Annotated in this window: 16 protein-coding genes; 6 read left to right on the forward strand and 10 right to left on the reverse strand. The window is 45.3% G+C overall.

Going from position 1 to position 26,545, the window contains the following annotated elements; translation table 11 throughout:
* The first annotated feature begins 118 nt into the window (after positions 1 to 118).
* Both JGK07_RS06025 and JGK07_RS06030 read left to right on the forward strand, forming a co-directional pair.
* The gene (locus JGK07_RS06025; RefSeq protein WP_293181701.1) at positions 119 to 898 is read left to right on the forward strand and encodes an ABC transporter ATP-binding protein; all 780 of its coding nucleotides are present in this window, start codon (positions 119 to 121) and stop codon (positions 896 to 898) included.
* 60 nt (positions 899 to 958) lie between these two features.
* Complete coding sequence (locus JGK07_RS06030; RefSeq protein WP_293181702.1) at positions 959 to 1,666, forward strand: ABC transporter ATP-binding protein; 708 nt, start codon at positions 959 to 961, stop codon at positions 1,664 to 1,666.
* A 642-nt stretch (positions 1,667 to 2,308) separates the two neighbouring features.
* On the opposite strand, the gene JGK07_RS06040 is transcribed toward JGK07_RS06030, so the two are convergent.
* The 4 genes from JGK07_RS06040 to JGK07_RS06055 form a co-directional block, all read right to left on the reverse strand.
* Positions 2,309 to 7,813: a response regulator gene (locus JGK07_RS06040; protein ID WP_293241559.1), complete on the reverse strand. Its 5,505-nt coding sequence runs from the start codon at positions 7,811 to 7,813 to the stop codon at positions 2,309 to 2,311.
* A gap of 524 nt (positions 7,814 to 8,337) precedes the next feature.
* Positions 8,338 to 9,801: a hypothetical protein gene (locus tag JGK07_RS06045; RefSeq protein WP_293241562.1), complete on the reverse strand. Its 1,464-nt coding sequence runs from the start codon at positions 9,799 to 9,801 to the stop codon at positions 8,338 to 8,340.
* Positions 9,802 to 9,834: 33 nt separating this feature from the next.
* The gene (locus JGK07_RS06050; protein ID WP_293181705.1) at positions 9,835 to 11,127 is read right to left on the reverse strand and encodes a glycosyltransferase family 39 protein; all 1,293 of its coding nucleotides are present in this window, start codon (positions 11,125 to 11,127) and stop codon (positions 9,835 to 9,837) included.
* 452 nt (positions 11,128 to 11,579) lie between these two features.
* The gene (locus JGK07_RS06055) at positions 11,580 to 12,452 is read right to left on the reverse strand and encodes an alpha/beta hydrolase (RefSeq protein WP_293181706.1); all 873 of its coding nucleotides are present in this window, start codon (positions 12,450 to 12,452) and stop codon (positions 11,580 to 11,582) included.
* Positions 12,453 to 12,557: 105 nt separating this feature from the next.
* Here JGK07_RS06055 and JGK07_RS06060 point away from each other — a divergent pair, with 105 nt between their 5' ends.
* Positions 12,558 to 13,052: a GAF domain-containing protein gene (locus JGK07_RS06060; protein WP_293190856.1), complete on the forward strand. Its 495-nt coding sequence runs from the start codon at positions 12,558 to 12,560 to the stop codon at positions 13,050 to 13,052.
* A 73-nt stretch (positions 13,053 to 13,125) separates the two neighbouring features.
* Positions 13,126 to 13,668, forward strand: coding sequence for a hypothetical protein (locus JGK07_RS06065; protein WP_293181708.1), 543 nt, complete (start codon positions 13,126 to 13,128; stop codon positions 13,666 to 13,668).
* 603 nt (positions 13,669 to 14,271) lie between these two features.
* Here the strand turns inward: JGK07_RS06065 and JGK07_RS06070 are convergent.
* Together JGK07_RS06070 and uvrA are read right to left on the reverse strand one after the other, a co-directional pair.
* Entirely contained in the window at positions 14,272 to 14,625 is a 354-nt protein-coding gene (locus JGK07_RS06070; RefSeq protein WP_293181709.1) for a hypothetical protein, read from the reverse strand.
* 385 nt (positions 14,626 to 15,010) lie between these two features.
* Positions 15,011 to 17,977 carry an excinuclease ABC subunit UvrA gene (gene uvrA, locus JGK07_RS06075; RefSeq protein ID WP_293181710.1) on the reverse strand — a complete coding sequence of 989 codons (2,967 nt, stop codon included), beginning with the start codon at positions 17,975 to 17,977 and terminating at the stop codon, positions 15,011 to 15,013.
* Positions 17,978 to 18,324: 347 nt separating this feature from the next.
* On the opposite strand from uvrA, the gene JGK07_RS06080 reads away from it, so the two are divergent.
* Positions 18,325 to 20,106, forward strand: a complete 1,782-nt coding sequence (locus JGK07_RS06080) for an SWIM zinc finger domain-containing protein (protein WP_293196937.1) — start codon at positions 18,325 to 18,327, stop codon at positions 20,104 to 20,106.
* Between the two features lie 244 nt (positions 20,107 to 20,350).
* Here the strand turns inward: JGK07_RS06080 and JGK07_RS06085 are convergent, their stop codons facing one another.
* Together JGK07_RS06085 and JGK07_RS06090 are read right to left on the reverse strand one after the other, a co-directional pair.
* Positions 20,351 to 22,156: a serine hydrolase gene (locus tag JGK07_RS06085; protein WP_293241565.1), complete on the reverse strand. Its 1,806-nt coding sequence runs from the start codon at positions 22,154 to 22,156 to the stop codon at positions 20,351 to 20,353.
* 197 nt (positions 22,157 to 22,353) lie between these two features.
* The gene (locus tag JGK07_RS06090; protein WP_293181713.1) at positions 22,354 to 23,088 is read right to left on the reverse strand and encodes a calcium-binding protein; all 735 of its coding nucleotides are present in this window, start codon (positions 23,086 to 23,088) and stop codon (positions 22,354 to 22,356) included.
* 283 nt (positions 23,089 to 23,371) lie between these two features.
* Between JGK07_RS06090 and JGK07_RS06095 the strand changes: the two genes are divergently transcribed.
* Entirely contained in the window at positions 23,372 to 24,727 is a 1,356-nt protein-coding gene (locus JGK07_RS06095; protein WP_293241567.1) for an AAA-like domain-containing protein, read from the forward strand.
* A 50-nt stretch (positions 24,728 to 24,777) separates the two neighbouring features.
* Here JGK07_RS06095 and JGK07_RS06100 read toward each other — a convergent pair whose 3' ends face one another.
* Both JGK07_RS06100 and JGK07_RS06105 read right to left on the reverse strand, forming a co-directional pair.
* Positions 24,778 to 25,278 carry a hypothetical protein gene (locus JGK07_RS06100; protein WP_293181715.1) on the reverse strand — a complete coding sequence of 167 codons (501 nt, stop codon included), beginning with the start codon at positions 25,276 to 25,278 and terminating at the stop codon, positions 24,778 to 24,780.
* Between the two features lie 251 nt (positions 25,279 to 25,529).
* Positions 25,530 to 26,348 carry a hypothetical protein gene (locus tag JGK07_RS06105; protein ID WP_293181716.1) on the reverse strand — a complete coding sequence of 273 codons (819 nt, stop codon included), beginning with the start codon at positions 26,346 to 26,348 and terminating at the stop codon, positions 25,530 to 25,532.
* Between the last annotated feature and the right edge of the window lie 197 nt (positions 26,349 to 26,545).

Below are 26,545 nucleotides of genomic sequence, written 5' to 3' on the forward strand. Positions count from 1 at the left end.
GACTTTGAGTAACTCTTGGCCCCCCCGACTATTCGGGGGGTTAGGGGGGATCAGATTCTATGCACCCTCATAAAAAATTGGTATCACAGCTTAACTAATATTAGGAAACACAACCAAAATGTCACTATTAGAAGCACAGCAACTGACAATGCGATTCGGCGGCTTGACTGCGGTAAATCAAGTCAGCTTAACCTTAGAAAAAGGATCGATCGCCAGTTTGATTGGCCCCAACGGTGCGGGTAAAACCACATTCTTTAATATGCTGACCGGCATCTACAAACCGAGTGCGGGCCAGTTGGTACTGGAAAATAAAAATATCACAGGTTTACCGCCCGATCGCCTGACAACTTTCGGGATTGCTAGAACTTTTCAAAATATCCGATTGTTCAACAACATGACTGTGTTGGATAATATTTTAGTAGGCAGACATTGCCGTTTAAAAGCTGGTTTGTTGGGTGCAATCCTCCGCCCTCCGACTGTGAATTCGGAGGAACGGGAAGCTAAAATAAAAGCGCTGACTATGCTAGATTTTGTCGGTTTAGGCGTGAAGAAAGCGCCGGAGTTGGCAAAAAACCTTTCCTACGGCGACCAGCGCAGATTGGAAATTGCGAGGGCTTTGGCATCTGACCCAAAAGTTTTGCTGTTGGACGAACCGACTGCGGGGATGAACCCGAATGAAACGGCCGATCTAACTCGGTTTATTTACCGGATTCGGGATGAGTTGGATTTGAGTATTTTGCTGATCGAACACGATATGAAAGTGGTGATGGGAATTAGCGATCGCGTGAGTGTAATGGAGTACGGTACTAAAATTGCTGAGGGAACTCCCGATGAAGTTCGCGCAGATCCTCGCGTGATTGAGGCTTATTTGGGAAAAGAAGAAGATGCCAACGGGTAATGGTAAATATGTCCGTGTTTTGATTAAAATCTATATAAAGATAGCCGACAAAGAGTAATTATGCTAGAAATTCAAGATATTCATACCTATTACGGAAATATTCACGCCCTCAAAGGAGTCTCATTAACGGTTAAGGAGGGAGAAGTTGTGACTTTAATTGGTAGCAACGGGGCGGGGAAAACTACCACTCTCCGCACGATTCAAGGATTGCTGCGCCCGCGCAGCGGCACTGTATTATTTGAGGGTAAGCCTTTGGAATCGCTGTCTACAGAGGCGATCGTCCGTTTGGGCATTTCTCAAAGCCCGGAAGGAAGGTTGATTTTTCCGCGGATGACGGTGCAAGAAAACCTGGAAATGGGTGCTTATCTACGCAACGATACTCTGGGTATCAAGTCGGATATGGAAAAAGCTTTAAATTTATTTCCCCGTTTGCGAGAAAGAATTAGTCAAAAAGGGGGCACTCTCAGCGGCGGGGAACAGCAAATGCTGGCGATCGCCCGCGCTTTGATGTCCCGCCCCCGTTTGCTATTGTTGGACGAACCGAGTATGGGTTTGGCGCCGATGTTAGTCAGTCAAATTTTTGCGATCGTCCGCGATATTAATGCTGAAGGTACAACTATTTTACTCGTGGAACAAAACGCTCGCATGGCTTTAAGTGTAGCCCACCGCGGCTATGTGATCCAAACTGGTGAGGTTGTAGTGGCTGGTAGTGCTAGCGATTTGCAGTCAAATGAAACTGTTCGCAAAGCCTATTTAGGTGAAAGTTAAATATGGGAATTGGGCATTGGGAATTGGGAATTGGGCATTGGTGATTGGTTATTGGTTAGGTGCATCTCAATTTTGTAAGGGCGAAGCATTCCGGCAGACAATTTATTAGCGATCGCCAGAGATTTATACCAATTTCATAAAGTAGCGCTAGATATTACCCCCCCCCGCGATTTCGGGGGGGCTAAGACTTCATCCATAGCACATATGAAAGAAAAATGGTATTACTGCCGGAATGCTTCGCCCCTACGAATATATTTCAATACAGTTCACTTAAGACAGTACACCGGGAAAAACGATGTGACAAACAGACCCTGCGATTGCTCTCTCTGGGATCGCAATGACAAAAAACGTTAAGTGAACCGTATTGGAATATATTTGCAAAAAAAGAGATGCACCCTATTGGTTATTGAAACTGGGAGCATCTCAGTTTTGCAAGAAGCATTGTTTATGGTAGTGCGAGCTCTTAAGCTCGCACTGTAAATGCAAAACGGAGATGCTCCCATTGAAACTAACAACTAACAAATAACAACTAACAACTAACAAATAACAACTAACAAATAACAAATAACAACCAACAAATAACAACCAACAAATAACAACCAACAAATAACAACTAACAAATAACAACCAACAAATAACAAATTACCCCATTTGCGATCGCAAATTCCCCGTTTTCAATTCCGTCTCAAAAGCCGATCGCACCTTTTCCCACTCAGCTTCGGCTTCCAATAGGCGATCGCGCGCCGCCCTCGCATCAAAAACCTGTTCCCCTCCAGACTCAACCGCCACGCGGCCCATCAACTCCAACTCCTTGCATACTTCCGAAAAAGACACCGCTCCTAAATTGGCGCTGCTCGACTTCAGCGTGTGAGAAGCTAGCTTCAAACTGTCAGCGTCACCTAGAAAAATAGCTTCCTTAATTGTTTCTAAATGCTGCTGTGCGTCTAACAAATATATCTTAATCAACTCCCCCAAAAAATCCGGATCGTCCTCATCGTCTAGCTCGCGGAGATTGTGCAAAACCTCAAAATTAATCGGAGAATTTGCTGGCGGTTGAACGCTCGAATGTCTAGTAACATGACTGCCATTTTGATCGGAAATATCTGGATTTTTTGGTTCAGTAACGGCATTCAATTCATCCCGACGCAGAGGTTGGCACTTGCTGAGGGCGAGGGCCAACTCTTCCCGGCGCACGGGCTTAGTAATATAATCGTCCATACCCGCTTCTAGACACTTTTCGCGATCGCCCTGCATGGCATTAGCCGTCATCGCAATAATTCTCGGCTTCTTGTTAGCTGGCCATTCCGCACATATGCGGCGCGTCGTTTCCAAACCGTCCATCTCCGGCATCTGCACGTCCATCAGCACAACATCGTAAGATTGCCGCTTGCACGCCTCCAAAACCTCCAAGCCATTAGCCGCAATATCCGCCCGATATCCTATCCTGTCGAGCAAATGCGTAGCGACTTTTTGATTCACCACATTGTCCTCTGCCAGCAAAATCCGAATCTGATTAGCATTACTTGGATCGTGTGGGGCTGAATTGCTCGGAACCTGCCTCAAAACCGCAGGCGTCCGCTGCGCGCGGTGCTGTTCTTGAGAATTTTCAAAATACTTCAATCCCGAAGTCAAAGTCGCCACATTTGAAAGTTCTCCCTTGCTGCTTCTACCAGCAACATACCCAAAAACTTGCAGCAATACATTATAAAACTGGGACTGTTTTAGAGGCTTAGTTAAAAACGCCGAAAAATGTACTTCTGTAGTTTCAAGTTTTTTCCAAACTTCCGCCTTGCTCAAATAAGTAAACAGCACCAAAGGTAGCGTAACTTTGCGAGGGCTTTTAACTTTGATGACATTCGGATTTAGCGCGTCGCCACTAGATAAATTGCTCAGCTCAAATTTCCGAATCTCCACAGCCAAAGCCACACCGTCCATATCTGGTAGATTCATCGCCAAAATAGCCAAATCGATCGCCGAGTTTTCTTTGATGATTTCCAAAGCCTCAGCGCCCGAAGTTACAGCCATGGGTATCATGCCCCAAGCCTCAGCTTGCCGGATCAAAACTTGGCGGTTAATGGCATGATTCTCGGCAATTAACAAACGCTTCCCAACAGTAAATTCCGGTTTTTTTTCTTCAGCCGCGTTTTGATTAGCTTCAGCAATCACCGTGAAATAAAAAATCGAACCGGAACCCGATATCGACGGTGCAGAAAATCCCGCAGGTGGGATTCCTGCCGTACTTTGTCCGATCGCAGAAACAGCAGGTTGAGACTTGGAACTGCCCGGAGCTACCTGACTGACAACCCACATTTTACCGCCCATCATATCGCTCAAACGTTGGCTGATAGCCAATCCCAGCCCAGTCCCGCCGTAATGTCGCGTTGTCGAGGCGTCTACCTGCGAAAAAGCTTTAAACAGGCGATCGATCCGGTCTGGCGGAATGCCAATGCCCGTATCTTGGACACCAAATTGAATCTCGTACAGTCTCCTACCTGCCAACTTTCCCTGGTTAATTGCTAGCGGTTGCGGCTCTAGAATATTGCTAATTTCCGGCGAACTCTTAGCAGGTAATTGTTCAACTTTCCGAGCCGTACAGCAGACAACAATTTCTCCAGACTCGGTAAATTTAACTGCATTGCCCAGCAGATTTACTAAGATTTGGCGCAGCCTTGTGACATCTCCTAAAATGTTTTTCGGAACAGAATCATCAATAAAATAAGCCAACTCTAAACCTTTTTCCGACGCTCTAGGAGCTAGCAATTCCAGAGATTCTTCTATACAGTTTTGCAGATCGAAGGGGCTGCGTTCCAAATCCATTTTACCCGATTCAATCTTGGAAAAGTCGAGGATATCGTTAATAATAGTTAGCAAAGCATCGCCACTGGTGCGAATTGTCTCAACAAAATCCCGCTGTTCTGGAGTTAGTTGCATATCCAGCAGCAAACCCGTCATCCCGATTACCGCATTCATCGGAGTGCGGATTTCGTGACTCATAGTTGCTAAAAATTCGCTCTTAGCTCTGTTAGCTACTTCGGCCGCTTCTCGCGCTTGCTCCAAAGCTTCATTTTGCTCTGCTAACTGTCGCTGGCGCTGAACTTCCGTTTCTAAGAGTAGTGCTTGAGCTAAGGTAATTCCGACTTGAGCGGCAACATCTTCTAAGAGTTCAATTTCGTCGGGAGTCCACTGGCGAGTTGCATCGCACTGGTGCAAAGTAATAATGCCATTCGGTTCTCCTTGATAGGAAGTGCGAACCGCCAACATAGATTTTAATCCGATGCGGCGGCACATTGGTACGGAAGATTCGAGCAAAGGATCGGCAAACACGTCGGGAGATGCCAGGGCGATATCTTCTGCGAGTAGTTTTTCGGTGTAGGGGTTGTAAGTGACAGAAAGTTCTAAATCTAAAGCCGATTCGTGACCTGGTTCTAGGTATTCTGCGACGCAAGGAAGGTGGGGATAAGGTTGGGAAAGATAGGTGTGAATTGTGCAGCGATTGACGCCGAATACGCGGCCGATTTGGGTGGCGGTAGTCTGAAAAATTTCTTGAGTGTCTAAGGTCGATCGCACTTTTTGAGTAATTTGTTTGAGCAGCAAGACGCGCTGGTACTGTCGCTGCAAAGTTCGCTCTCGCTCTTCCCTGGCAATTTCCGCCCCGATGTAATTGCCCATCAGCTTTAAAATTTCAAAATTCAGCGGTTTTAAAGGAGATTTAGGGGTGCGGGAAGTAAAGCTCAAGGTGCCAAAAACTCGCCCTTGAACTATTACCCTGGTGCCGACAAAAGCCTCCAACCTCCGCACGGCGTAAGCGGGATGCTGCTTCCACTGAGTAGTGCCGGCTGATTCGATCGAAATAGGTTCGATCGATCGCAAAACCTCTCGCTCGAAGGTTCTGCTTAAAGAAAAACCGTCTCCTTTAGCAAATCCGAAGGGAAAATCTTGCGGTACATAAGCCGCGAGCACTTCGTAGCGATCGCCCAAAACCCTGCCCAACAGCCCGATATCCATCCCAAACTGACTGCAACCCATTGCCAGCAACCGGGTCGTTCGCTCGTCAAAAGAGCCGGACGAGCCTACCATTACCTCGTAGAGCGATCGAATTGCCCGCTCGCTTTCCCGCAGTTCCTCAACTCCTTCAACGCGGTTGCAGACATCGTGCAAAGTCCCTAAAATTCCCAGTATTTCACCTTGGGAATTCAGCCGGACTTGGGCAAATATTTCAACTGAAACAAAGCCTGAATCAATCTGAATTCCCAATTCGTTTTTGCCAGATTCCAACTTGTATTTAAATCGCAGTTCTCGCCGATAAAATGGTGAATTACCAGACAGCAAAGACTCCAATAAATTTTCACAATGCGAGCGCTCATCTGGATGCACCCAATCTAAAAAATTAGTTGTCAAACTTTCAGCCACCGAAAAACCCGTTATTTCAGTCCAAGCACGGTTGAGAAATGTCCAAATCCCCGCCGCATCCATCTGGAAAATTACTGTTGCTTTCAAAGCATCAAATACTTGGAATTCCTCGACGCCATCGGAGTTTTTGAGTTCTAACTGCTGGTTTGGAGTAATATCTGTATGAGTTCCGACTACCCGCAGCGGTTTGCCCGTAGCGCTACGCAAAACTTGACCTCGGTTCAGCACCCAGACAGTGCTGCCGTCTTTGCAGTACATTCGATATTCGGCTGCAAAATCCGCTGTTTTTTGTGCGAAGTGATCTTCTAAAGCTGCCTTTACTCCGTCAATGTCGTCTCGGTGGATGCGACTCCACCATTCCGATCGCCGATTCGAGATTTCCCCTTCTTTGTAGCCGAGCATTTCTTGCCATCGCGCCGAATAAAAAAACTCATCTGTTTCGAGATTCCAATCCCAAATCCCCTGATTGTTGACGGTAGCGGGGAGATTTGGGGGCTGCGCGACGCTACTGTTTTGAGCAATTTCTGCATCTGGGTAGGGATTGGCTGCCGGAATTTGTATTTGGGCCAAGAGTTTTTTGTACTGCGCGTTGCTAGATTCTAGCTGGCGCTGCAAAGCGAGCAAGCCTGAATGCAGAGATTTTGAGTCCAGTGCTTGTAACAGGATAGTTTGAGGATTGACAATCCCGATCGGGTGATTGCTGTCGTTGATGACTAATAGAGGTAACTGGCAGTAGTGTTTTCGCAGCAGGGCGATGGCTGCTTCGAGGGTAGAGTGCGATCGTACCAGGGCTGGCGAACTGCTGCAAATCGCTCCTGCTTTAATTCTGCTAGAGTCTCTCCCCGTGGCTTGCAACTGCACGATGTCCCGCGAACTTACCACCCCAACCAGTTTGTGGAGGTTGGGATTTGTAAATTTGGCATTTTGAGCTGCACCATTCGAGTTTGGTTCCGGGGTTTCAGTGATTAATACATAGCTAACATTGTGTCGGAACATCAGTTGCGCCAAATAGCGAACTGAAGCAGTAGCCGGAGCGTGAATAATTCGCGACGCTGCGATTTGAGGGATTTGATCGAGTTTAATTAAATTTGCGGGGATCTCTAATTTCGGATGTAAAATTGGCAGTGGCGGAGGAAATGGCAAGGGCGAAGCAGGTGGCGAAGGGCTGCTAATGGGTTGTGGCGATTCCCCAATTTCCTGCAACAGTTGTACCAAGCTTTGAGAGCTAATTAAACCGACAAGTTCTTCAGCGTCGTTGACGACTGGTAAATGCCCGATCAGATGTTTGTCCAGCAGATTGGCTAAGGCAAAAAAGTCGGGAATTTCCGATTCTCGGGCTACAGTTACGGTTCTGATCATGATTTGCTCGATCGCAAATCCCCTCAAAGCAGCGCCGATCGAATTTAGCTGTACGACATCTTGCGCTGTAAAAATCCCCAGCACCATCTGGCCACCGGTATCGTCGGCTTTTGAGCCGTTGAGGCCGTTGAGACTGAGCCTGTTAGCACCTGCGTGTAGCGCACGCGGTAGGCCTTTGTAGAAACCTAACTGTTCCCGCGACTGCGGGGAAGTCCCGTTGGTGGGATTTCCCAGTTGAAAATTTCCGCGCGGTTCTACCACAAGGACGTAACTGGCTCCTGTGCTGCTCATCAGCTCGATCGCCTCTTCTACGGGCGTCCCAGGGGTGACGGTGAGGGGATGGCGGTTAATGACCTGACTGAGAGAGGGAATAAACATCAGCGGGCATAAGAGTGATATTTGTTGGAAAAACCCGATCGCCGCGGGTAGCAGGTTGATTGAGAGGCTTTGCCCGCGAGGTTACCTGTGCGCGATCAAAGTTTCTGTAAGATTAAAATCACCCCTACTTCTAGCATCTTGGCATTAAAAATTAATTCCGTGCCAAATCCTGACAATTGACGGGCGCTGAAAGTCAGAACCAATGCTATCTAGCAGAGGGCGGACATGAAGACTGGCCGGCAATTCCTCGCCTAACCTAACTACTGCGGGTTTACGAGCAAGAATTTCTGCGATGTCTAGACTTCGGCTACCTTCTCGCGCTCAAGGGAATTCTCGATCGGATTCTGTTGGAGGCAAGATACTTACACGCTACCAATTTACCAGCGACAGGAGGGGAATCACAACACGATTTAGATATTTCAACTGTCTAATTAAGGGTTCGAGGGTTCGAGGGCACAAAATAAATAATTGCGATCGTAACTAATTCTATCTTATCCCAATTCTGAACTCCGAGAATTTGACATTCAATTCGGGCGATCCTCTTCGAGGGCTGCGCTAACGAACTTGATGAGAATAGCACTCTTCCCCGGCACCAAAAAAGTCGCCTTACCACCCTTCAGGGTCAAGCTGCTAACAACCTCATCCATTGACTTCAAACTAAACTCCCGCACCGTCCCATTACCAGCTTCGATTAAAGCTGAAATATCGGCACGAACAGTATAAGATTTTGCTCGATCGTTGACAGCCAGCAAGTAAACATTCTTACTAGAATCGAGAGTTGCAACTGCCATTAAATCGGAACTATTAGCGATCGGAAAAAAGCTAGCCCTACCCCCTTGCAAAGCCCGAATTCCCATCCGCAAAGCATAGTAGCTCGCGCGCCGTTTTCCCCCGTCCCCCAGCAAACCTTCCGCCAGTGCCGGCTTTCCCCAGTCGTACAAACAGAATATGTGACTCCCGTAAATATAATTATCCCCCGGTTGGGAACCTCGGATCAAATTTTTAATCAAACTTAAAGCTAAAGGGAAATCGTTATAGCTAATTTGATAACTTCCCCATTCTCCCACCCAAACCTCCGAGTTAGCACGGACTGTCCCCTTCATCCAGCCGCGCACTTTGCGGGTGTAGTTAGAAATATCTGCATCGTAATTGTGGAAGTTGACAGTATCGAAATAATTAGGAATTTCTCGCAAAGCCTCAGCAGGCCAAATGCTGCCACCTACGCTTGTCGGGCTGTGGATGCGGTAAGCGCGCCCAGGCAAATAACTTTTGTAAACAAAGTCGATCGCATCTTTGGTCACTTTCACCAACTCAAAATAGTCAGCCATAGTTCCACCCCAACCCTGTATGCGGTAGTCCGGTTCGTTGTGAATTTCCCAATCATCAACGCGGTAATCGTTGCGTACATTCAACCAATAAACCGTAGCAAACACGTGTTCCCACCACTCGTTCCAATCTTCTTTAGTTCGGGGCGGATTTAATTGCAGCGCCCAGGACGGATTCCAGCTACTGTCCACATTACGAATACTCACAACCGGGCGAATCTTAGCCTGTTTGAGAGCATTAAAAATAGTCCTAGCATTGCCTTCCCAAACTTTACCACGTTCTCCCGACCACGAATAATCGCTACCCCGGGGCGGATCGGTCATAATTTTATCCCAATGCGCCCAATTAATAATATTTGGATTTGCCTTAATTTGGGAGATTTCCGGCCAGCCGTATTTACCGTCATCGTCTTCCGGTTCCCATCGAGACATCCCGCCGTAAATGCGGTATGTATTAATTCCCAAATCTTGCAAATCTTTGAGATCAAAGTTAATGTTGCCCTCGACTGCACCGATGTAGCGAGTGCTGACACCCGCAGCAGTACCGGAGAATTTAATTGTTGCGATGTTTTGAGCAAAAGTTGTCGTTGGGCCCAACAACTCTAGGCCGATGGCAATTAAAAAGGCGAGGGTGAAATTCCGAATTAGAGTTTTTGATAACACTGGGTTAATAACTAATGGCTAACCGCCTAAGACCTACTGACTAATTAACTTTAACCTACGCTGAAGTTCCCCCGCCGCCGTGGCGATTACGATCGCCAAAATCGGGTGCAGTGGCTCGCTGTGGCGAACTTCTGCATAAGTAAGCGCATGAATCAAAGTAAAATAGCCGCAGACTGCCAGCAGTGGCAAAAACTCCCGCCAGCGATGCCGCAAAACTATCATGCCCAAAGCCGCAAATACAGGCAAAATTCGCGACGCTAAAATGCCGACAATCCGTTGCGGCGAAAAGAATTTCCGCATTGCCTGCACATTAAACATAGCGTGATGAGGCCAGTCACTTATAGGGTTTCCCAACCACAAATAAACTGCCTTTTGCAAACAATACCAGAGATAGACAGCCGGCTCGCAGAGTATTGAAGCGATCGCCCGTTTGGTAAAATAGCGATCGCCCTCAATGGTAAAAACATCGTGTCCGCCATTCCGAGCCGGATTGAGTTCTTCCTGCCAAATTTTAGTGATATGGCGTTTTGGCAGTTGTTCGTAGGCAAAATGATAAAACTCTGGACTTCCTTGCCACAGCAGCCCCGTAGAAACACTGTAAATCAAAAAAGTCTTGTGAGTTCGATAATTGTGGTAAGTCCAAGGTGTGGTAATGATGATAATTGCGCCCAAATAAGCAACAAACAAAGCAACCTTGCGCTTAAAAGACCATTGGCGCGGCATCAATAGTGGGACAATTACCGGAAACAACATCGCTGTCGGCCGACAAAGATTCGTAATTGCCAACAACCCACCTGCTAATGAAAAATTTTGCCACTCCGGCTGTTCCAATGCTCGCAGCAAGCCCAGTATTGTTAAAATCATTAAAGGCGCGTATAAAATCTCTGTTTGCAGCAGCCTGACATGAAGAATCAGGGAGGGATGTAGCGCAATTAATCCAGCGGCGACTAAGGAACTTTGAGGGCCAGTAAAACGCCGTGCCAGGATAAAAGTTAGGGGTATGATTGTCGCCCCCAAAAAAGCTTGTACGTAGACTACAGATGCGGGAGAACGACCGAAAATTACATAACATCCAGCTACAAAAAAGGGATACACTGGTGTCCTGCCCGGCCAATCAAAAAATTTACCCTCTAGCAAAGAGTGTCCCAAATACTCGTAACCTGGTTCATCGCCTGTGAGACGGGCGGGGGTATCGGGGAGAGTTTGGTTGGTGCGCCACGCCAAATAGAGCCGGAATGCTAGTCCCAGCAGCGTCAGAAAAATCAGCGCCAAGACAATTATGCGGTCATTTCTTTGCTGCTGCGTTGCCAAGATATCTCGTGTCATCAAAGCTGACTGCGAAAATTTGATTGGTTTCCTCTCAATTTTTTAGGTTGGGAATGTCAAAAATTATATCGTTTTAGATACATTTTTTTCGAGAATTGATATTTTTCACGCCATGTCCGATTATTCCAGCGGACGATCGCATTTTGAGAATCTTGGGTGCAAGTAGATCTTTGGGCCAATCCATGCTGCAAGCTTTCCGTGTCGCAAAAGCTAACGCGCTCCGGGCGATTGTTCCCCACTCCTATCAGGCGCCACAGAGTTGAGTAGAGAGTTGACAGCGGCTCTTGAGAGTCAATCGATTTTAGATTTTAGATTTTAGATTTTAGAGGCGACCCCACGGATAAATTCGGGGGAAGAGAGGATTTTCGATTTTCGATTTGGGATTGAGACACAAAGTTATTGATAATATTTCGCTATAATTGATACTCAAACGCGATCGCCCGCAACACCAATTAAATGAACTTACTCGCCAAAAAATCTCTGATGTACCGATTGACTAACTGCGGCTGTTCCTGATGCACCCAGTGGCTGCAATTGGGAACGTAATGAATCTGAAAATCCCGCACGTAATCTGCGGTTCCGTAGGTTAACTCTTTGCCGAGGGCTCGATCATTTTCGCCCCAAATCATCAACGTCGGAACTTCGAGGATCTCTCTATGCGGGCGATCGACAAATCCGCGAGCAATATTGCGGTAATAATTGATAGTAGCAGTCAGAGCCCCCGGTTTAGCTGCCGCATCTTTGTAAGCTTGGATATCGGAGGGGGTAAAGCTGCTTTTGTCAACTGCCATGCCTTGCAAAGCGCGATCGATCGCCCGATAGTCGCCCAACTTAATTAAAAATTCCGGCAAAAATGGCAACTGAAACAAAAAGATGTACCAACTTTTCAGCAATTGTTGGCGAGTTCGCAACCCTTCAGCAAACTTTGCCGGATGCGGTATATTCATCACAATTAATTTATCCACCATCTCAGGATAAGCATAAGCAAAACTCCAGGCGATCGCGCCTCCCCAGTCGTGGGCAACTAAGACGCAGCTTTTGTATCCAAAGCCTTGAATAATTCCCTTGATATCTTGTACAAATTCTGCCATCATATAAGCAGATTTATCCTTAGGTTTGTCGCTGTCATTGTAACCCCTGAGATCCACAGCAACAACTTTACGATCTGATGCAAATTCCGGGATTTGATGGCGCCAAGAATACCAAAACTCAGGAAATCCGTGCAGCATCAGCATCAGCGGCCCAGAACCTTGAGTGACACAGTGCAGTTTGATGCCGTTTGTAGCGATAAATTCGTGTTTCCAAGCAGCTTCTAGCACAGACATAAATTTTCACTCTAGATGTAAACTTATACTAGCAGTTGCTATCTTCAATAGAGGTAAACTGAAGACAGAGCTCAGCCAAAACTAGGAAGTTAAGGAGTCATTACCATGTCTGGCGATCGCCTGCAAACAATTGTCAACCGCTTGACAGAACGTCTCAAGCGCGACGTATTAATTGAAAAATCCCTATACGACATTCGAGAAGTGGTGCAGAGCGATCGCGCGGTACTGTATTATTTTTACAGGCAGTGGCAAGGTCGAGTGACTTGTGAGATGCTAAGTGCGATCGAACTGTCAATCTTGGGTTCTACTGGCCCAGACGAGTGTTTTAACGACGAATACGCTGCTTTGTACGAAGCGGGTCGAGTCAGAGCAATTACAGATATTGAAACAGAGCCAATCCACCAATGTCACCGACTGTTTCTGCGTAGCCTGAAGGTTCGCGCCAATTTAGTCGTGCCAATTTTAACCAAAAAAGGACTGTGGGGGCTGTTAGTTGCTCATCAGTGCAGCGGGCCGCGCACTTGGTTGCGATCGGACATTGAATTCATGCAAAAACAAGCAGAAAATATGACAATGTCTCCCACGATTCAAGATAGTTAACTAATTAAAATTGACATGAGATGCTGTAGATGCTAGCGTAGAATCATCAATTCATAGGTTATATTTATTTATCATGTCACTTTTGAACGTTCAAGCTTTAAACAAAGCATTGCCTACCGTTATCTTAGGCTTATTCCTTAGCAGTTATACCACCAACATTGACCGCGGCCAAGTGCCTAACATTGACTCGAAATTAAGCAACAATCAATTAACTACACCTATACTCATAAACTCAACAGAGATTATAGCTGATAACACCAGCGATCAAGCAGCAATCAAATTATTAATCGATCGGCAGTTCAAAGCTTTGAATGAAAGAAATCCTGAATCCTATATGGCGACAGTAGATCCAAACTCTCCTGGTTTTCAACCAACAATAATTACAATTGCAGAAGTCTTCAAAAGAAATTTAAAGTACGAACCAACAAAAATTGAAATTGTGGGAATTTCAGGAAACGAAGCCAAAGTAAGAATCGAACAAACAACCACAAAGATTGACGGGTCATCTTCAACTTTCAGAGATAATAAGATGATAATATTACATACGTTACGCAAATCAAATGGAGAATGGAAATTTTTTAGTTCGGTACCGGAAAATATTCAGTATTTGAATTAGGCTAACTTATACCATGAGAGCAAAAGTCGCCCTAGGGCGCCGGTACAGTAGAATATTTTGACAAAAATAACGAAATATGTATTATGTAGGGCGAAGGATGAGGGTGACAGTAGATCGCGATCGCCAACCATTTTTTTGTCCTCATGCGAGAGCCCTGCCAAGGTCTACATCAACATACATACTATGTCGCTTGTGTCAACCTTTAATACTGAACCGACGCCCTAGACAATAGACCTTTTGCAAAAGCCCTTTTAATCAAATTGTGGGACGCTGCTGGGAGAAACGTCCCACAATAAAAAAGATTTTTGTGGGACGTTGCTCCCAGCAACTTCCTAACTATTTTTGCAAGAAGTCTATTCCCCCTCTGACAATTAATCCACCCTGGGTTAACTGGGTTTAAAGGGGGTTGCTCTCAGTTTATTGTGCTGTTGTCGGAATGGTTTTTTGTAGGATGAGTTGAAAGGTTTTTTCAATGCTTTGTACTGTCATAACTCAGAAACGAAACGAGATAACTGTTTGCTTAATCTGCTGCAAACTACCTCGTAATGTATCAGAATTTCTCGCCAGTACGGTACACCACAATTGTTAGACTACAACAGCATATTAGATAGAGCTTGGATCGACTCCCATGAATCCGACTTTTATGCCAGCAGATTTCATTGCTTTCATTGCTTTATCGTGTACCAGTAGACTCAGAATTGGCACAAGTGAACCAACAATAAGCCAAATTATCCATGCAGAAAGCTTGAGGGATCTTACCAGCTTGTATAGCGCAAATATCCGAAATCCTGTTGCTGCAAAATGTGCGAGTAAACGTATAGGTTGTAGATTTATAGCTTGATTTTGTAAAGAAACATGAAATAGGTTAATAACTATCAAGGCGAGGATAGACCATAAAAACAATCTGTGATCCTCGGCAATTTTCTGAAGTTCTAGACGCGAAAAAGTTGTAGTCATTTACGACTCCTTAAAGATGATTTAATGGTGGATATTTCAATTTATTGATTGATGAACTATATCGAAAATTGCGATTGCCAGATCAAATATAGGTTCTTCCTTTGTGATTTGAGCGATCGCTCTCTGCTTTATAGTATTCCTTTTAATATTATTTTATTGTAAGGCTCTAAAATATAAAGATTTATGACCTACATTCCGCACTTCTTAACATAGCCAGAAGTGTATCCGCTCAATAATCCGGGGTAAATCGCTCAACGATGCACCTCAAATGACGCAAAATCGTTCCTGAGTGGGTAGCAGTAGGGTGCGTCAGCCACTTCTGCCTCTCCACCTGAAAATTAGGCTAATCGCTGACGCACCCTACAATATCTATCCTGACCGAGTATTAGCTAACAGCTACAGCACTCCCTAAAGGATGCTGCTCTAAAACAGCTTTCAAATACTTCCCAGTATAAGAACGAGGATTTGCCGCCACATCCTCCGGCGTCCCCGCCACAATAATTTCCCCTCCCTTATCTCCCCCTTCTGGCCCCAAATCGATCGCCCAATCGCAGCACCGAATCACGTCCAAATTGTGTTCGATGACCAAAATTGAATTACCCTTATCCACCAATCTTTGCAGCACATTGAGTAAGTGGTGAACGTCATAAAACGACAAGCCAGTCGTGGGTTCATCAATCAAATAAAGCGTCTTCCCAGTAGCGCGACGCGACAGTTCCGTAGCCAACTTCACCCGCTGCGCTTCCCCGCCAGAAAGCGTCGGTGCAGGCTGTCCCAACTGAATGTAACCCAAGCCAACATCCACTAACGTTTCCAGTCTGGCGCCCGCCCTCGGAATATTTTTAAACATTTCCGAAGCTTCCTCCACAGTCATGTTCAAAACATCAGAAATTGACTTGCCTTTATACTTCACTTGCAGCGTTTCCCGGTTGTACCGCGCACCTTTACAAACCTCGCACTGTACGTAAACATCCGGCAGAAAATTCATCGAAATCACGTTCACGCCTTGGCCGCCACAAGCTTCGCACCTTCCCCCTTTCACGTTAAAAGAAAACTGCCCGGCTTTGTAACCTCTTGCCTTCGCTTCAATGCTTTCGGAAAACAAATCCCGAATCACATCAAAGACTCCCGTGTAGGTAGCGGGATTGGAACGCGGAGTGCGGCCGATGGGAGATTGATCGATGACAATGACCTTATCAACCACATCATCTAGAGAGCGTTCGCCCTTGGTTTTTAGGGCGTCCATATCGGGTGGTAAAGGAACTTTTTTGGTCAGATAGTGTTGCAGTGACGGATAGAGCAATTCATTGATTAAAGTTGATTTTCCAGAACCGGAAACACCTGTCACGCAGACAAGTTTTCCCAGGGGAATTTCCACATCGACGTTTTTTAAATTGTTGCGACTCGCATTTTTGAGCGAGAGAGCTTTGCCGTTGCCTTTTCTCCTTTCATTGGGAGTTTCAATTACTCGTTTTCCCGACAGATAAGCACCAGTCAAAGATTCTTCGGCCGCTAGCAAGTTTTCTAAACTTCCTTGCGAGATGATTTTGCCGCCGTGAACGCCTGCGCCGGGGCCGATATCGACAATGTGATCGGCGGCGCGCATGGTTTCTTCATCGTGTTCTACGACAATCAAAGTATTGCCTAAATCGCGCAATTTTGTTAAGGTTTGCAGCAGGCGAAAGTTGTCTCTTTGGTGCAGTCCGATGCTGGGTTCATCTAAAACGTAGAGGACGCCGGTCAAACCGGAACCGATTTGAGTTGCGAGGCGAATTCGCTGGGCTTCTCCGCCGGAAAGTGTCATGGCTGCACGGTCTAATGTCAGGTAATCTAATCCGACATCGAGCAAAAATTGCAATCTTGCTTTGATTTCTCTGAGGGCTAAATCGGATATTTGAAATTGCCGATCGCTCAATCCCAAATTATTGACTCGTTCCCGACATTCGCGAATCGAAATCCCCGTCAAATCCACAATTCCATAGTTTCCTAACCGTACAGACAGCGCCTCTGGTTTCAAGCGTTTGCCGTGACAACAATCGCAAGAGCGATCGACTCGATACTGTTCCAGCTTCTGTTTGATCAAATCAGAACCTGTATCGTCGTACTGGCGCTGCAACATGGAAATTACGCCCTTAAAATCTCTCCTCAAATCGCTGGCGTTGCTGTCTCGCTTCTTGCTTTCTGCGGTTTGTTTTGACTCATTACCGTACAAAATCACTCGCTGGTGTTCGGGCCTCAAGCGGAACCAAGGAGTGTCGATATCAAACCCGCAACTATCGGCAACGCTGCACAGCAAAGAGAGATAATAGGAGTTGTCTTTGTCTGACCAAGGGGCGATCGCACAATAAAGAGGTGCTTTCTCATCAGGAATGACTAACTCCGGTGCAAAAGTCCGCAAACTCCCCAAACCGTGACAGTTGGGACAAGCGCCGTAGGGCGAATTAAACGAAAACAACCGGGGCGAAAGTTCTTCCATCACCGCGCCGTGTTCGGGACAAGCAAAGTTCTCCGAAAATACGATCGGCCCATTGGCTGGTTCAGAATTTTCGTCAGGCGGTAACTCTTCTACGATCGCAATTCCCTCAGAATGTCGCAAACAAGTTGCCAGAGAATCCACTAAACGCTCTTCTAAACCCGGTTTTTTAACTAACCGATCGACAACTATCTCGATATTGTGGATATGATTTTTATCTAATTCGATATTTTCCGAAAGTTCTAAAATTTCTCCGTTAACTTTGACGCGAATAAATCCTTCGGAAGCTAAACTCGACAATAATTTGCGGTGAGTGCCTTTTTTTCCGCGCACAACTGGGGCCAGAAGGTGAAAGCGAGTACCGTCTGGAAGTGCCATAACTCGATCGCACATTTCATCAATTGTCTGCGGCGCAATGCAGCGATCGCAAATCGGACAGTGCGGTTCGCCAGCTCTGCCGTAGAGCAATCTAAGATAATCGTAAATTTCTGTAACAGTGCCGACAGTCGATCGCGGGTTGTGCGAAGTTGACTTTTGGTCGATCGAAATAGCAGGGCTCAACCCCTCTATCGCATCGACATCCGGCTTATCCAACTGTCCCAAAAACTGGCGGGCGTAGGCGCTGAGAGACTCCACGTAGCGGCGCTGTCCCTCGGCAAAAATTGTATCGAAAGCCAGGGAAGACTTACCGGAACCGGAGACACCGGTAAAAACTATCAGTCGATCGCGCGGCAGTTCCAGATCGATATTCTTAAGGTTGTGCTGTCTCGCACCGCGAATCCGAATCGTATTTTGGCTGTTGGAGTTAGAAGTCATCACATGATGCCCGTTGTCGGATGCACTTGGCTGGCTGTGTGAGGTTTTGGCGCGTTGGGACATGAGAGTAGTGCAAAACAGTGCTTAACCATCTTAGCGCTGCCTTTGGACTAGCTGGCATCCAAACTCAAGAATATCGAATAATTTTAAACAGTTGACAGTTGACAGTTGAGGGTTGAGGGTTCAGTTTTATTTTCCGCTGCTGTTTGCACAGTAGACTGGATAATGTTTACTTCCCCTGCTTTGAAATTCATATTAAAGAATCTTAAAAAATTGACAGTTAACAGTTGACACTTGAGGGTTCAGTTTTAATGCCCGCTGCTGTTTGTAGAGCAGACTGCATATCGTAGACCAAGTGCATTTCTGAAGTAAAATCGAGTCTAATCCTTTAATTGCTGAGGTCTGGTGTGATGCCAATTCCCAAACTTAGTGAAACGATTATCAAGAATAACAGTTCTGAGCGATCGCTCAACCGAGCCGAAGATTACTATCTCGGTGGCAATGTTGCTAGCGCAGTTCTCCGCGGCCATATGGTGCAAGCAAAAGTATACGGTTCTCAAGTTGAACCTTACGATGTTACCTTGCCCTTTACTCATGCCGGATTAACATCTGGAGTATTCTGCACTTGTCCTTACGATGGCGATGGATGGTGCAAACACATTATCGCTACGCTGTTTTTGTGCCTGCGAGAACCAGAAAAAATTGAACGGGGCGAAACGCTGGAAGAGTTGCTCTCTCGCCTCAATGACGCCCAAATCTATGAGTTATTAGAGCATTTAGTGGACAACGAACCGTCGCTGATAAGTGCGATCGAACTATACGTCAACTCAAACGCTGTGTCTGGGCCGACAAACCAACTGGCGACAACACATCGGCGAAGTGCGATCGATCCTGCTCCTTTTCGGCGACAAGTGCGAGAAATTTTCCGACAAGCTCAGAATCATTGGGAGGATGAATATGCTTATGATGAAGAAGACCCGATTACAGAAGAAATTTTAGAACTGATTCAGCAAGCCCAGGAATTCAGCGAACATGGAGACGGCAAAAATGCTTTAGTAATTTTAGAAGCCATTACCTCAGGTTGTGTTGATGATTGGGATGACGTAGCAGAATATGGTTGTGAAAGTTATGAAATCACTAATGCTTTGGATGAAGCTTGGACAGAAGCCATTTTGACGGCTGAGCTAACTGCTGAAGAAGAAATAGATTTCGAGGTGATGTTAGAAGGTTGGAAAGATGAATGGGATTGTGATTTCAGTATGAGCTTGGAAGCTTTACGCCAAGGTTGGGACTACCCGCCACTCCAGCAGATATTGGAAGGAAACCTTAGTGGACAAGGGATTTGGGAGGTTGACGCACCAGATTATGCTCGTGACTTAACCTTGACTAGATTGCAAATTCTCGATCGGCAGAATCGCGACAAAGAATACTTATACTTAGCCAAAGCAGAAGGCTGCATTCAACAATATCTGACAATGTTAGCTCGTTTGGGGAGAATAGAAGAAGCTGTGAAAGCTGCCGCAACCGACATGACATCAGTGGAAGAAGCTTTTGCTCTAGTTCAAACCTTACAAGAAGACGGCAACTCAGAAGAAGCTCTAAAAGTTTGTCAACTTGGGTTAAATTTACCCGGAAATTCTACCTACAAACTGGCAGTTTGTATGAGTGAATTAGCCGATGAATTGGGAGAAAAAGAAGCTGCGTTTAAGGCTAAAATGAAAATTTTTGAGATTCAACCTTCCTTGAATGATTATCTTTCATTGCAGGAGTTATCAGGAGATAATTTGTCAACTTTGAAAGCAGATTTATTGGCAATTTTAAGAGCCAGTCAAAGCTACAATTCTACCGAAGCGAAGGTGGATATTTTTCTGCATGAAAAACTGATTGAAGAGGCGATCGCCCTTGTTGACACATCCTACGGTTCACAACTGGTTCATCGAGTGATGATGGCGGCAATTCCCCATCGCCCCGATTGGGTAATCGTCAATGCTAGTCGCCGCGCTGAATCGATTCTAAATCAAATGAAATCAGCCGAGTACGATAGTGCGATCGAGTGGCTAGAAAAAGCCCGTGCTGCCTATATACAAACTGGGCGAAATGTTGAATGGTCTGCTTATCGCGCTCAACTGATGGAAGTACACAGTCGGAAGCGGAAATTCATGGGCTTGTTCAAAAACTCATATTTAAACTGAGTCTTAACTTTACCTTCATTCAGTTCACAGTTGACAGTATTTGTAGGGTGCGTCGCCACCAACAATCTTTGCATCAAGACCGACAATTTGATAGCGATGCACCTGACACAATTCCCATGTATGAGGTGCATCGCTTGCTAGATAATTGATTGAATTATGGGATTAAAGAAGGGAGAGGCACCCTACGAACAATCTGCGTTTATCTGTGTTTATCTGCCTCGCATCTGCCGTTGACTTATCAATATTATTTGACAACAGCAGTCGGTGCAACCATATTCCAATTTACCCGTGAAGCACCGTACAAAATAAAATTATTCAAAAGCCCGTAAGCATCCCCGCAATTGTAACCTTTAGCCTCAACACACTTCTTATCAGCCCTCTGATTCACAGCCACAAAAATATCAACTCCATCCGGCAACAAACCCGCATACATCTGCAAATTAGCAAAATCATCAAGAATGCGACCTTTATCGTCCACAGGCGGCAATTTCCACTCTTTCGGATTGTTACTTCCCCCTAACTGAATTGCCCAAGCCTCAGTACCATCGAGCGCTCCGTTATGAGCAGTATATCGATTCCAAACATTATTTCGCCTTTCCCCAATGCGCGGATTGTTTTCATAACCGCCCACCCAATATTGTGACATGAATTTGAGAAAAACTCCAGCTTCCGCAGCAAGCGAACCAGTTCCTGGACTCAAATCTGTACTTCTTCGGGAAAAAGGAACCTGGCTTAAATTCCAAGACCAGTTAATCTTCCCTGGCTGCGGATTTATCCAGCTAGAAAAGTCGCAAAAATTACCATTCCAAATACAGTGCGGTCGCTTCAAATCCCATCCCTTACCGTAGTAATTTTTGCCGTTCCAGTGGCGTTTTTCCGGCTCGCGATCGCCAAAATTTTCTACTCCTTGGCTCATGAAAATTCCCTTGGTAGCCGTAGTAGGAATTCCCAACTCGGTTTTGAAGAAAACCTCCAAAGCAGAGCCTTGATGAGTTTCTAGTTTACCCGTTTTAGCAGCAAATCTGCCGGAAGCTACCAACTGCTGCAAAATAATCGTAGGAAATGCCGGACTGGTATTGGAATAATGATATTGACCGAGAGGATACTGAAGGCATCGCCCAGCCAAAACCATCATAGTTTCTTCTAAATTAGGACTAGGCAAAAAATAGCCTGCATTAGCAGAGATGCCGAGTTGATTTTTAGCAGAAATGACAGATTTGTTCCCCCATTCATTGACAAGTAGCTGTTCTTGGGATTTAAAATCTGCTGGGGTTTTCAGATTTCGCAGCACTGGCAAATTTGCCGTCATATCTTCACCGTATCTGGGCGCGCTCCGCTGAAGTCCCGAGCGATGGGATAATAAATTTCCGAGGGTGACGTTTTGCCACTGTTTGTCTGCAAATCCTGAGTTAAGATTGCCACAATTACTGTCTTTAATAGCAACTGGAAATTTGACTTTTCCCGAAAATGCCGCGTGCAATTTTTCCGGGATAATGGCTATTGGATATTGCTTGTTCAAACCGGGAATTAGCGGCGGATAATGTTGGGGGTCGAACAATTTCATCCCTTCAATTTGGTCGTCAGTCAGTTCTAAATTTGCCCGATCGCGCGCCGTCTGTTTTAGCGCCCAGCGCACCATGGCAAAGGTAACAGGCTTGCTGATACTGCCGATCCGCATGGGGGTATCTGCGGGTACGATCGCACTTAGAGGGGTCTGCATATCGTCACCGCAAGCCGGATTTGAGTTATTGGTCGATCGGTCTTTCATGCGCCCCAAACCCCAAACACCCACGGGCTTACCTTTAACAGAAACACCGAGTACGGCGGCACCGACGCAGCGGTGGCGCATAAATTCTGTCAGCGATTGTACAATTGGCTGGAGTTGTGCGTCGCCGCTACCGCTAACGGGGATGCTTTCTTGGGCCAAAGCTATGTTGTTGTTGGACTCGAAAACCTTTCCCAATCCTCCTAAAAGGATAGCTGAAATTAATATCAAAGTTGTGTAGAAAAGTCGGTGGTATTTCGGTCGATCGTCCGCAATTTTCATCATAAAAACTCCTATTTTAAAATAGTGAGAAATCCTCAATTTTCGCCCTGAGGTAGCGAAGCTTAAGCGTGCATTTCAGAGTGGCAAATGTGTCTGGTAGGGGCGAAGCATGACCGCAGTAAATATCAGATCATAACTAATAACTTATATGCGGTCATGCTTCTTCAGGCTTCAAAAACCAGATGCACCCAAGCTTAAGACTATTGAGGGATTGGAGGCGCGGACAAGAATACTTGATTCGGGTTAACATTAGTTAAGTTTGTCTCTAAAACAACACCAATCAAATTGTCCTTGTAGAAGATACCAGTATCTTGAACCTTGTTATTGCTCCAATCGCCAGCTTTCAGCGAATAGCCGTCTGCTAGATTGCCTTTAATTTGGATTTTATCAGTACCTAACGTAAAATCCGTAATCGTAGCGTAGCCAGTGCCGAGATAGTAAACATTATTAACATTACCGAGTACAAATGTGTCCGCACCCGCGCCGCCGGCGAGAGAATCGGATTCACTACCTGCGCCGATACCGTTACCAGCACCCGAAAAATTAGCACCGTCAAGGTAATCGTTACCGTCGCCGCCGATTAGATAATCTTTGCCGCTTCCTCCGAATAGATAATCGTTGTGAAGGCCGCCAGACAGTGTATCTTTGCCACTACCTCCATACAGGAAATCCTCGCCAGCTTCGCCGTATAATTTATCATTACCCGCGCCGCCATCTAGCTTATCCCCCCCGAAGCCACCGTAGAGGATGTCATCTCCGCCGCGACCTGACAAGATATCATCGCCTTTATAGCCGTAGATTATATCATTTGAAATCTGAATTTGACCTTGACCGTCGATTGTCCAATCATCTCCCACTAACGATTTATGGAGTTGACCGTCGCCGTTGACAGTGTTGTTGTCGTCGTAGTCAGTACCTTTGATAAGTGAGGACATTTTTGTTGCTCCTTGTGGTTTTCCAATTAGTGCAAGAATGAGAAAGACTCAACTAACTGGCTTGATGTATTTAGTTTCTCCTCTCGTCAAAGAACCGACAATGGGAATAAAATCAGGTGTTTAAATAAACACAAATATGGCCGGCACCACTGATTTACAGTAAAAACCAAAGTTAATCAGTTAAAATAGGGAAAAGTCAGGGTGATTTCCCGATAGAGGAACAACTCCTCTCTTGCCATAGTCTGCATACTTACGTGTATATTTAATTACCCGTGTCCAGCCCATGAAATCAGAATTAGAATTCTCTTGGAACAAAACCAAAGAATCTGCCGATCGCATTTTTGCCCAAAACACCGGCAAATATCTCAGCGACATCGAAATGAAAGTCCTGCAAGGTTCTTGGGAAGGCAAAAGTTACGATGAAATCGCCACAACTTACGGCTACAGTGCTGAATACCTCAACAAAGATGTCGGCAATAAATTGTGGCATAAGCTTTCCGAAGCTTTGGGAGAAAAAATTACCAAGAAAAATTTCAAAGAAGCTCTAAGAAGAGCTTATGAAGCAGAATGTAGTCAATCTATTCAGACAAATCCACCTTTAGAAACATTGCCGGCGGTGGCAAATTTGCAGTTCCCCGAAGGTTCAGTAGCCTTAGATTCACCTTTTTATATAAAACGTTCTAATATCGAATCACTCTGCAACGAAACAGTTCTCAAACCCGGTTCGCTGATTCGGATTAAAGCACCGGAAATGATGGGCAAAACTTCACTAATGAACCGCATCTTAGCTCATGCAGAACGGGAAAACTATCACGCAGTTTATTTAGATTTGAGCGCAGCAGACCGAGGAATATTAACAAATCTTGATAAGTTTCTGCGCTGGTTGTGTTTGATGGTCAGCCGACAGTTAAAATTAGAAAACAAATTAAACGAATATTGGGATACGGATATCTTAGGTAGCAACGATAACTGCACAGTTTACTTTGAAGAGTATTTGCTAGCAGAAATAGAAACTCCCCTAGTGTTGGGATTGGATGAAGTCGATCGCCTATTTGGCTACACTGAAGTAGTGGAAGACTTTCTGGGGATGCTGCGAAGCTGGCACGAAAAAGCCAAGATTTCGGATATCTGGCAAAAACTGCGGTTGGTAATGGCGCATTCTACCGAAGTTTATATTCCTTTGGACATGAATCAATCTCCGTTTAATGCGGGGGTTCCCGTGGAGTTGCAGGAGTTTGACAGCCAGAAAATTCACGATTTAGCGCGGTTGCACGGCTTGGATTGGGATGAAGGGCAGTTGGGAGAGTTGATTTGTGCGATCGGCGGACATCCTTATTTAGTCAGATTGGCAATGTATGAGATTAGCTGTGGCAACATTACCTTAACCCAGCTATTAAAAAATGCTGCTTCAGAATCAGGAATCTACAGCAATCATTTACGCAAGCATTTGGAAATCCTGCAACACAATCCCGAATTAGCTTTAGCTTTGAAAAAAGTTGTGAATTCTGCCGAACCAGTTGAATTAGATTCCATGCAAATTTACAAATTGCACAGTATGGGAATTGTGCGGCGGCAAAACAATTATGTCCTGCCGCGTTGCAATTTGTACCGCGAGTATTTCTGCCGTGTTTTAGGTTAAAGAAAACACGCTCACCTTTCGGTGAGACGTAGGGCTTCTCGCGAGTTAAGCTAAATCTTTTTCAAAGTGAGCTTCGTCAATGTATTACCAACCTTTTCGCAAGAAAGCTTGGTATTGTTTGGAAGTTTGCATTTGAAAAACCAACTAGGTTTTTTGTTTGTTTGCTTGAATTCCAGATTTACATTATTAGCACCTACGGAGGCAACTACTGCACCACTTTCAAAAGGAGTATTATTTTCTCCTATAAATTTCCATGTTCCTTGCTGGTTTGCTCCCTGTTTGATAACCATTTCAACAGAAGTTACTACATCATCACCTTGAGAATAAAGACTCCCTTTCCAGTTACCGACAATCGAAGATGGGGAAGTAATTACTTCATTGATTTGAAGGTGATTAACCTGTTGTGATTTTAAGGGGTTAGCCAAAACTTGAGAAGTCTTACCTAAAATTGCCATTGCGGACGAAAAAGATACTGCCATCAAGGTGGCAAGGATTATGGATGTTACAGGTCGTACAACTGAGAGGCTTTGGTTTTTAATGTTCTTATCCATGATGATTCTCCAAGTAATGTTGTTGGGTAATAAAATTAGGTATTAGAGCGTATTAGATGCGGAGATAAACACCTGATTTAGGTTAAGTTTGGTAATATTTTGATCTTGCATAACACCAATCAAATCACCCTTGTAGAAGATTGCCGTGTCTTGGACATTGCTACCTTATTTTCCCGATCGCTCTTCGAGGCAGAGACTCTGGATATCGGTTCCCAGACAGAACCTGCGAACCAGTTACCCTAGAGATAAAATTAGACGAAGGAGAGGGTTAAATCCGCAGCCATGTTATCTGAAACCACGGCAATCATGTCACCTTGATAAAATATTCTTGTATCATCGATTGACTGATTTCCATAACCGTAGTTGCCAGACGTAAATTCGTAATCTTGCTTTTTACCAAGCATCAAAATTGCATCTCCATCTGCTTTCTTAAAGTCCCAAATAATCGCATAAGCAGTCTCGCCCAGACCATCTAAGTAAGGAAGTTTAGGGTCTGGCCCCCCGTTCATAACTAGCGAGAATTGATCGGCTCCCGAACCACCAATTAAGGTATCGACTTCATAAGAATCATATTTTCCTTGATCGTTGGTGTGACCAACGAGAATGTCATTCCCACTATTGCCTTCCAACCAATCGGAACCGCGACCGCCATAAAGCTGATCTTTACCACTACCGCCAAACAGGAAGTCGTCACCATCAAGACCTTTGAGTGTATCTGCACCGCGACCACCAAAGATGGCATCACTAACCTGATTGTCATCATTTCCTACTAGGTAATCATTTCCTGGTGTTCCCTTTATGTTGTCATTGGGTAAGCCACCTATTTTATCGATGCTACCAAACAAGCTGTTAGTAAAGTGACGGTCAGAGGCGATTACTTCACGTGTTTCTAGCATTAAATTATCATCGGTGTCTGTCCGAGGAACATCGGTCAAGTCTTCAATAAAACGGGGTTTGTTAGGCTTAGGTTCGCCATCGGGGTCTGTCCAGGGAACATCGGTCAAGTCTTCAATTAAACCGAATGTAGCGGTAGAAATGTTAGCATCGGCGATCGTTCTAAGGGCTGTCATGGGAGTAGTTCCTATTTTTGACTATTGTTTAAGTTTGCGGAAGCAATCGGCGTTTGTATTTTGTTTGCTGCACCTTTTGCTTCCTGTTATCAGTTTGTTGCTAAAAATCCTGAACCGCAATGGTGATATAATCAGGTGTTATAGGAACTGACAAATAGCTTTCGGTTGTGAATTTATAGGAAAAAATCAGGTACAGC

This window comes from Microcoleus sp. PH2017_24_DOB_U_A, from assembly GCF_020738205.1.
Taxonomy (GTDB): Bacteria; Cyanobacteriota; Cyanobacteriia; order Cyanobacteriales; family Microcoleaceae; genus Microcoleus.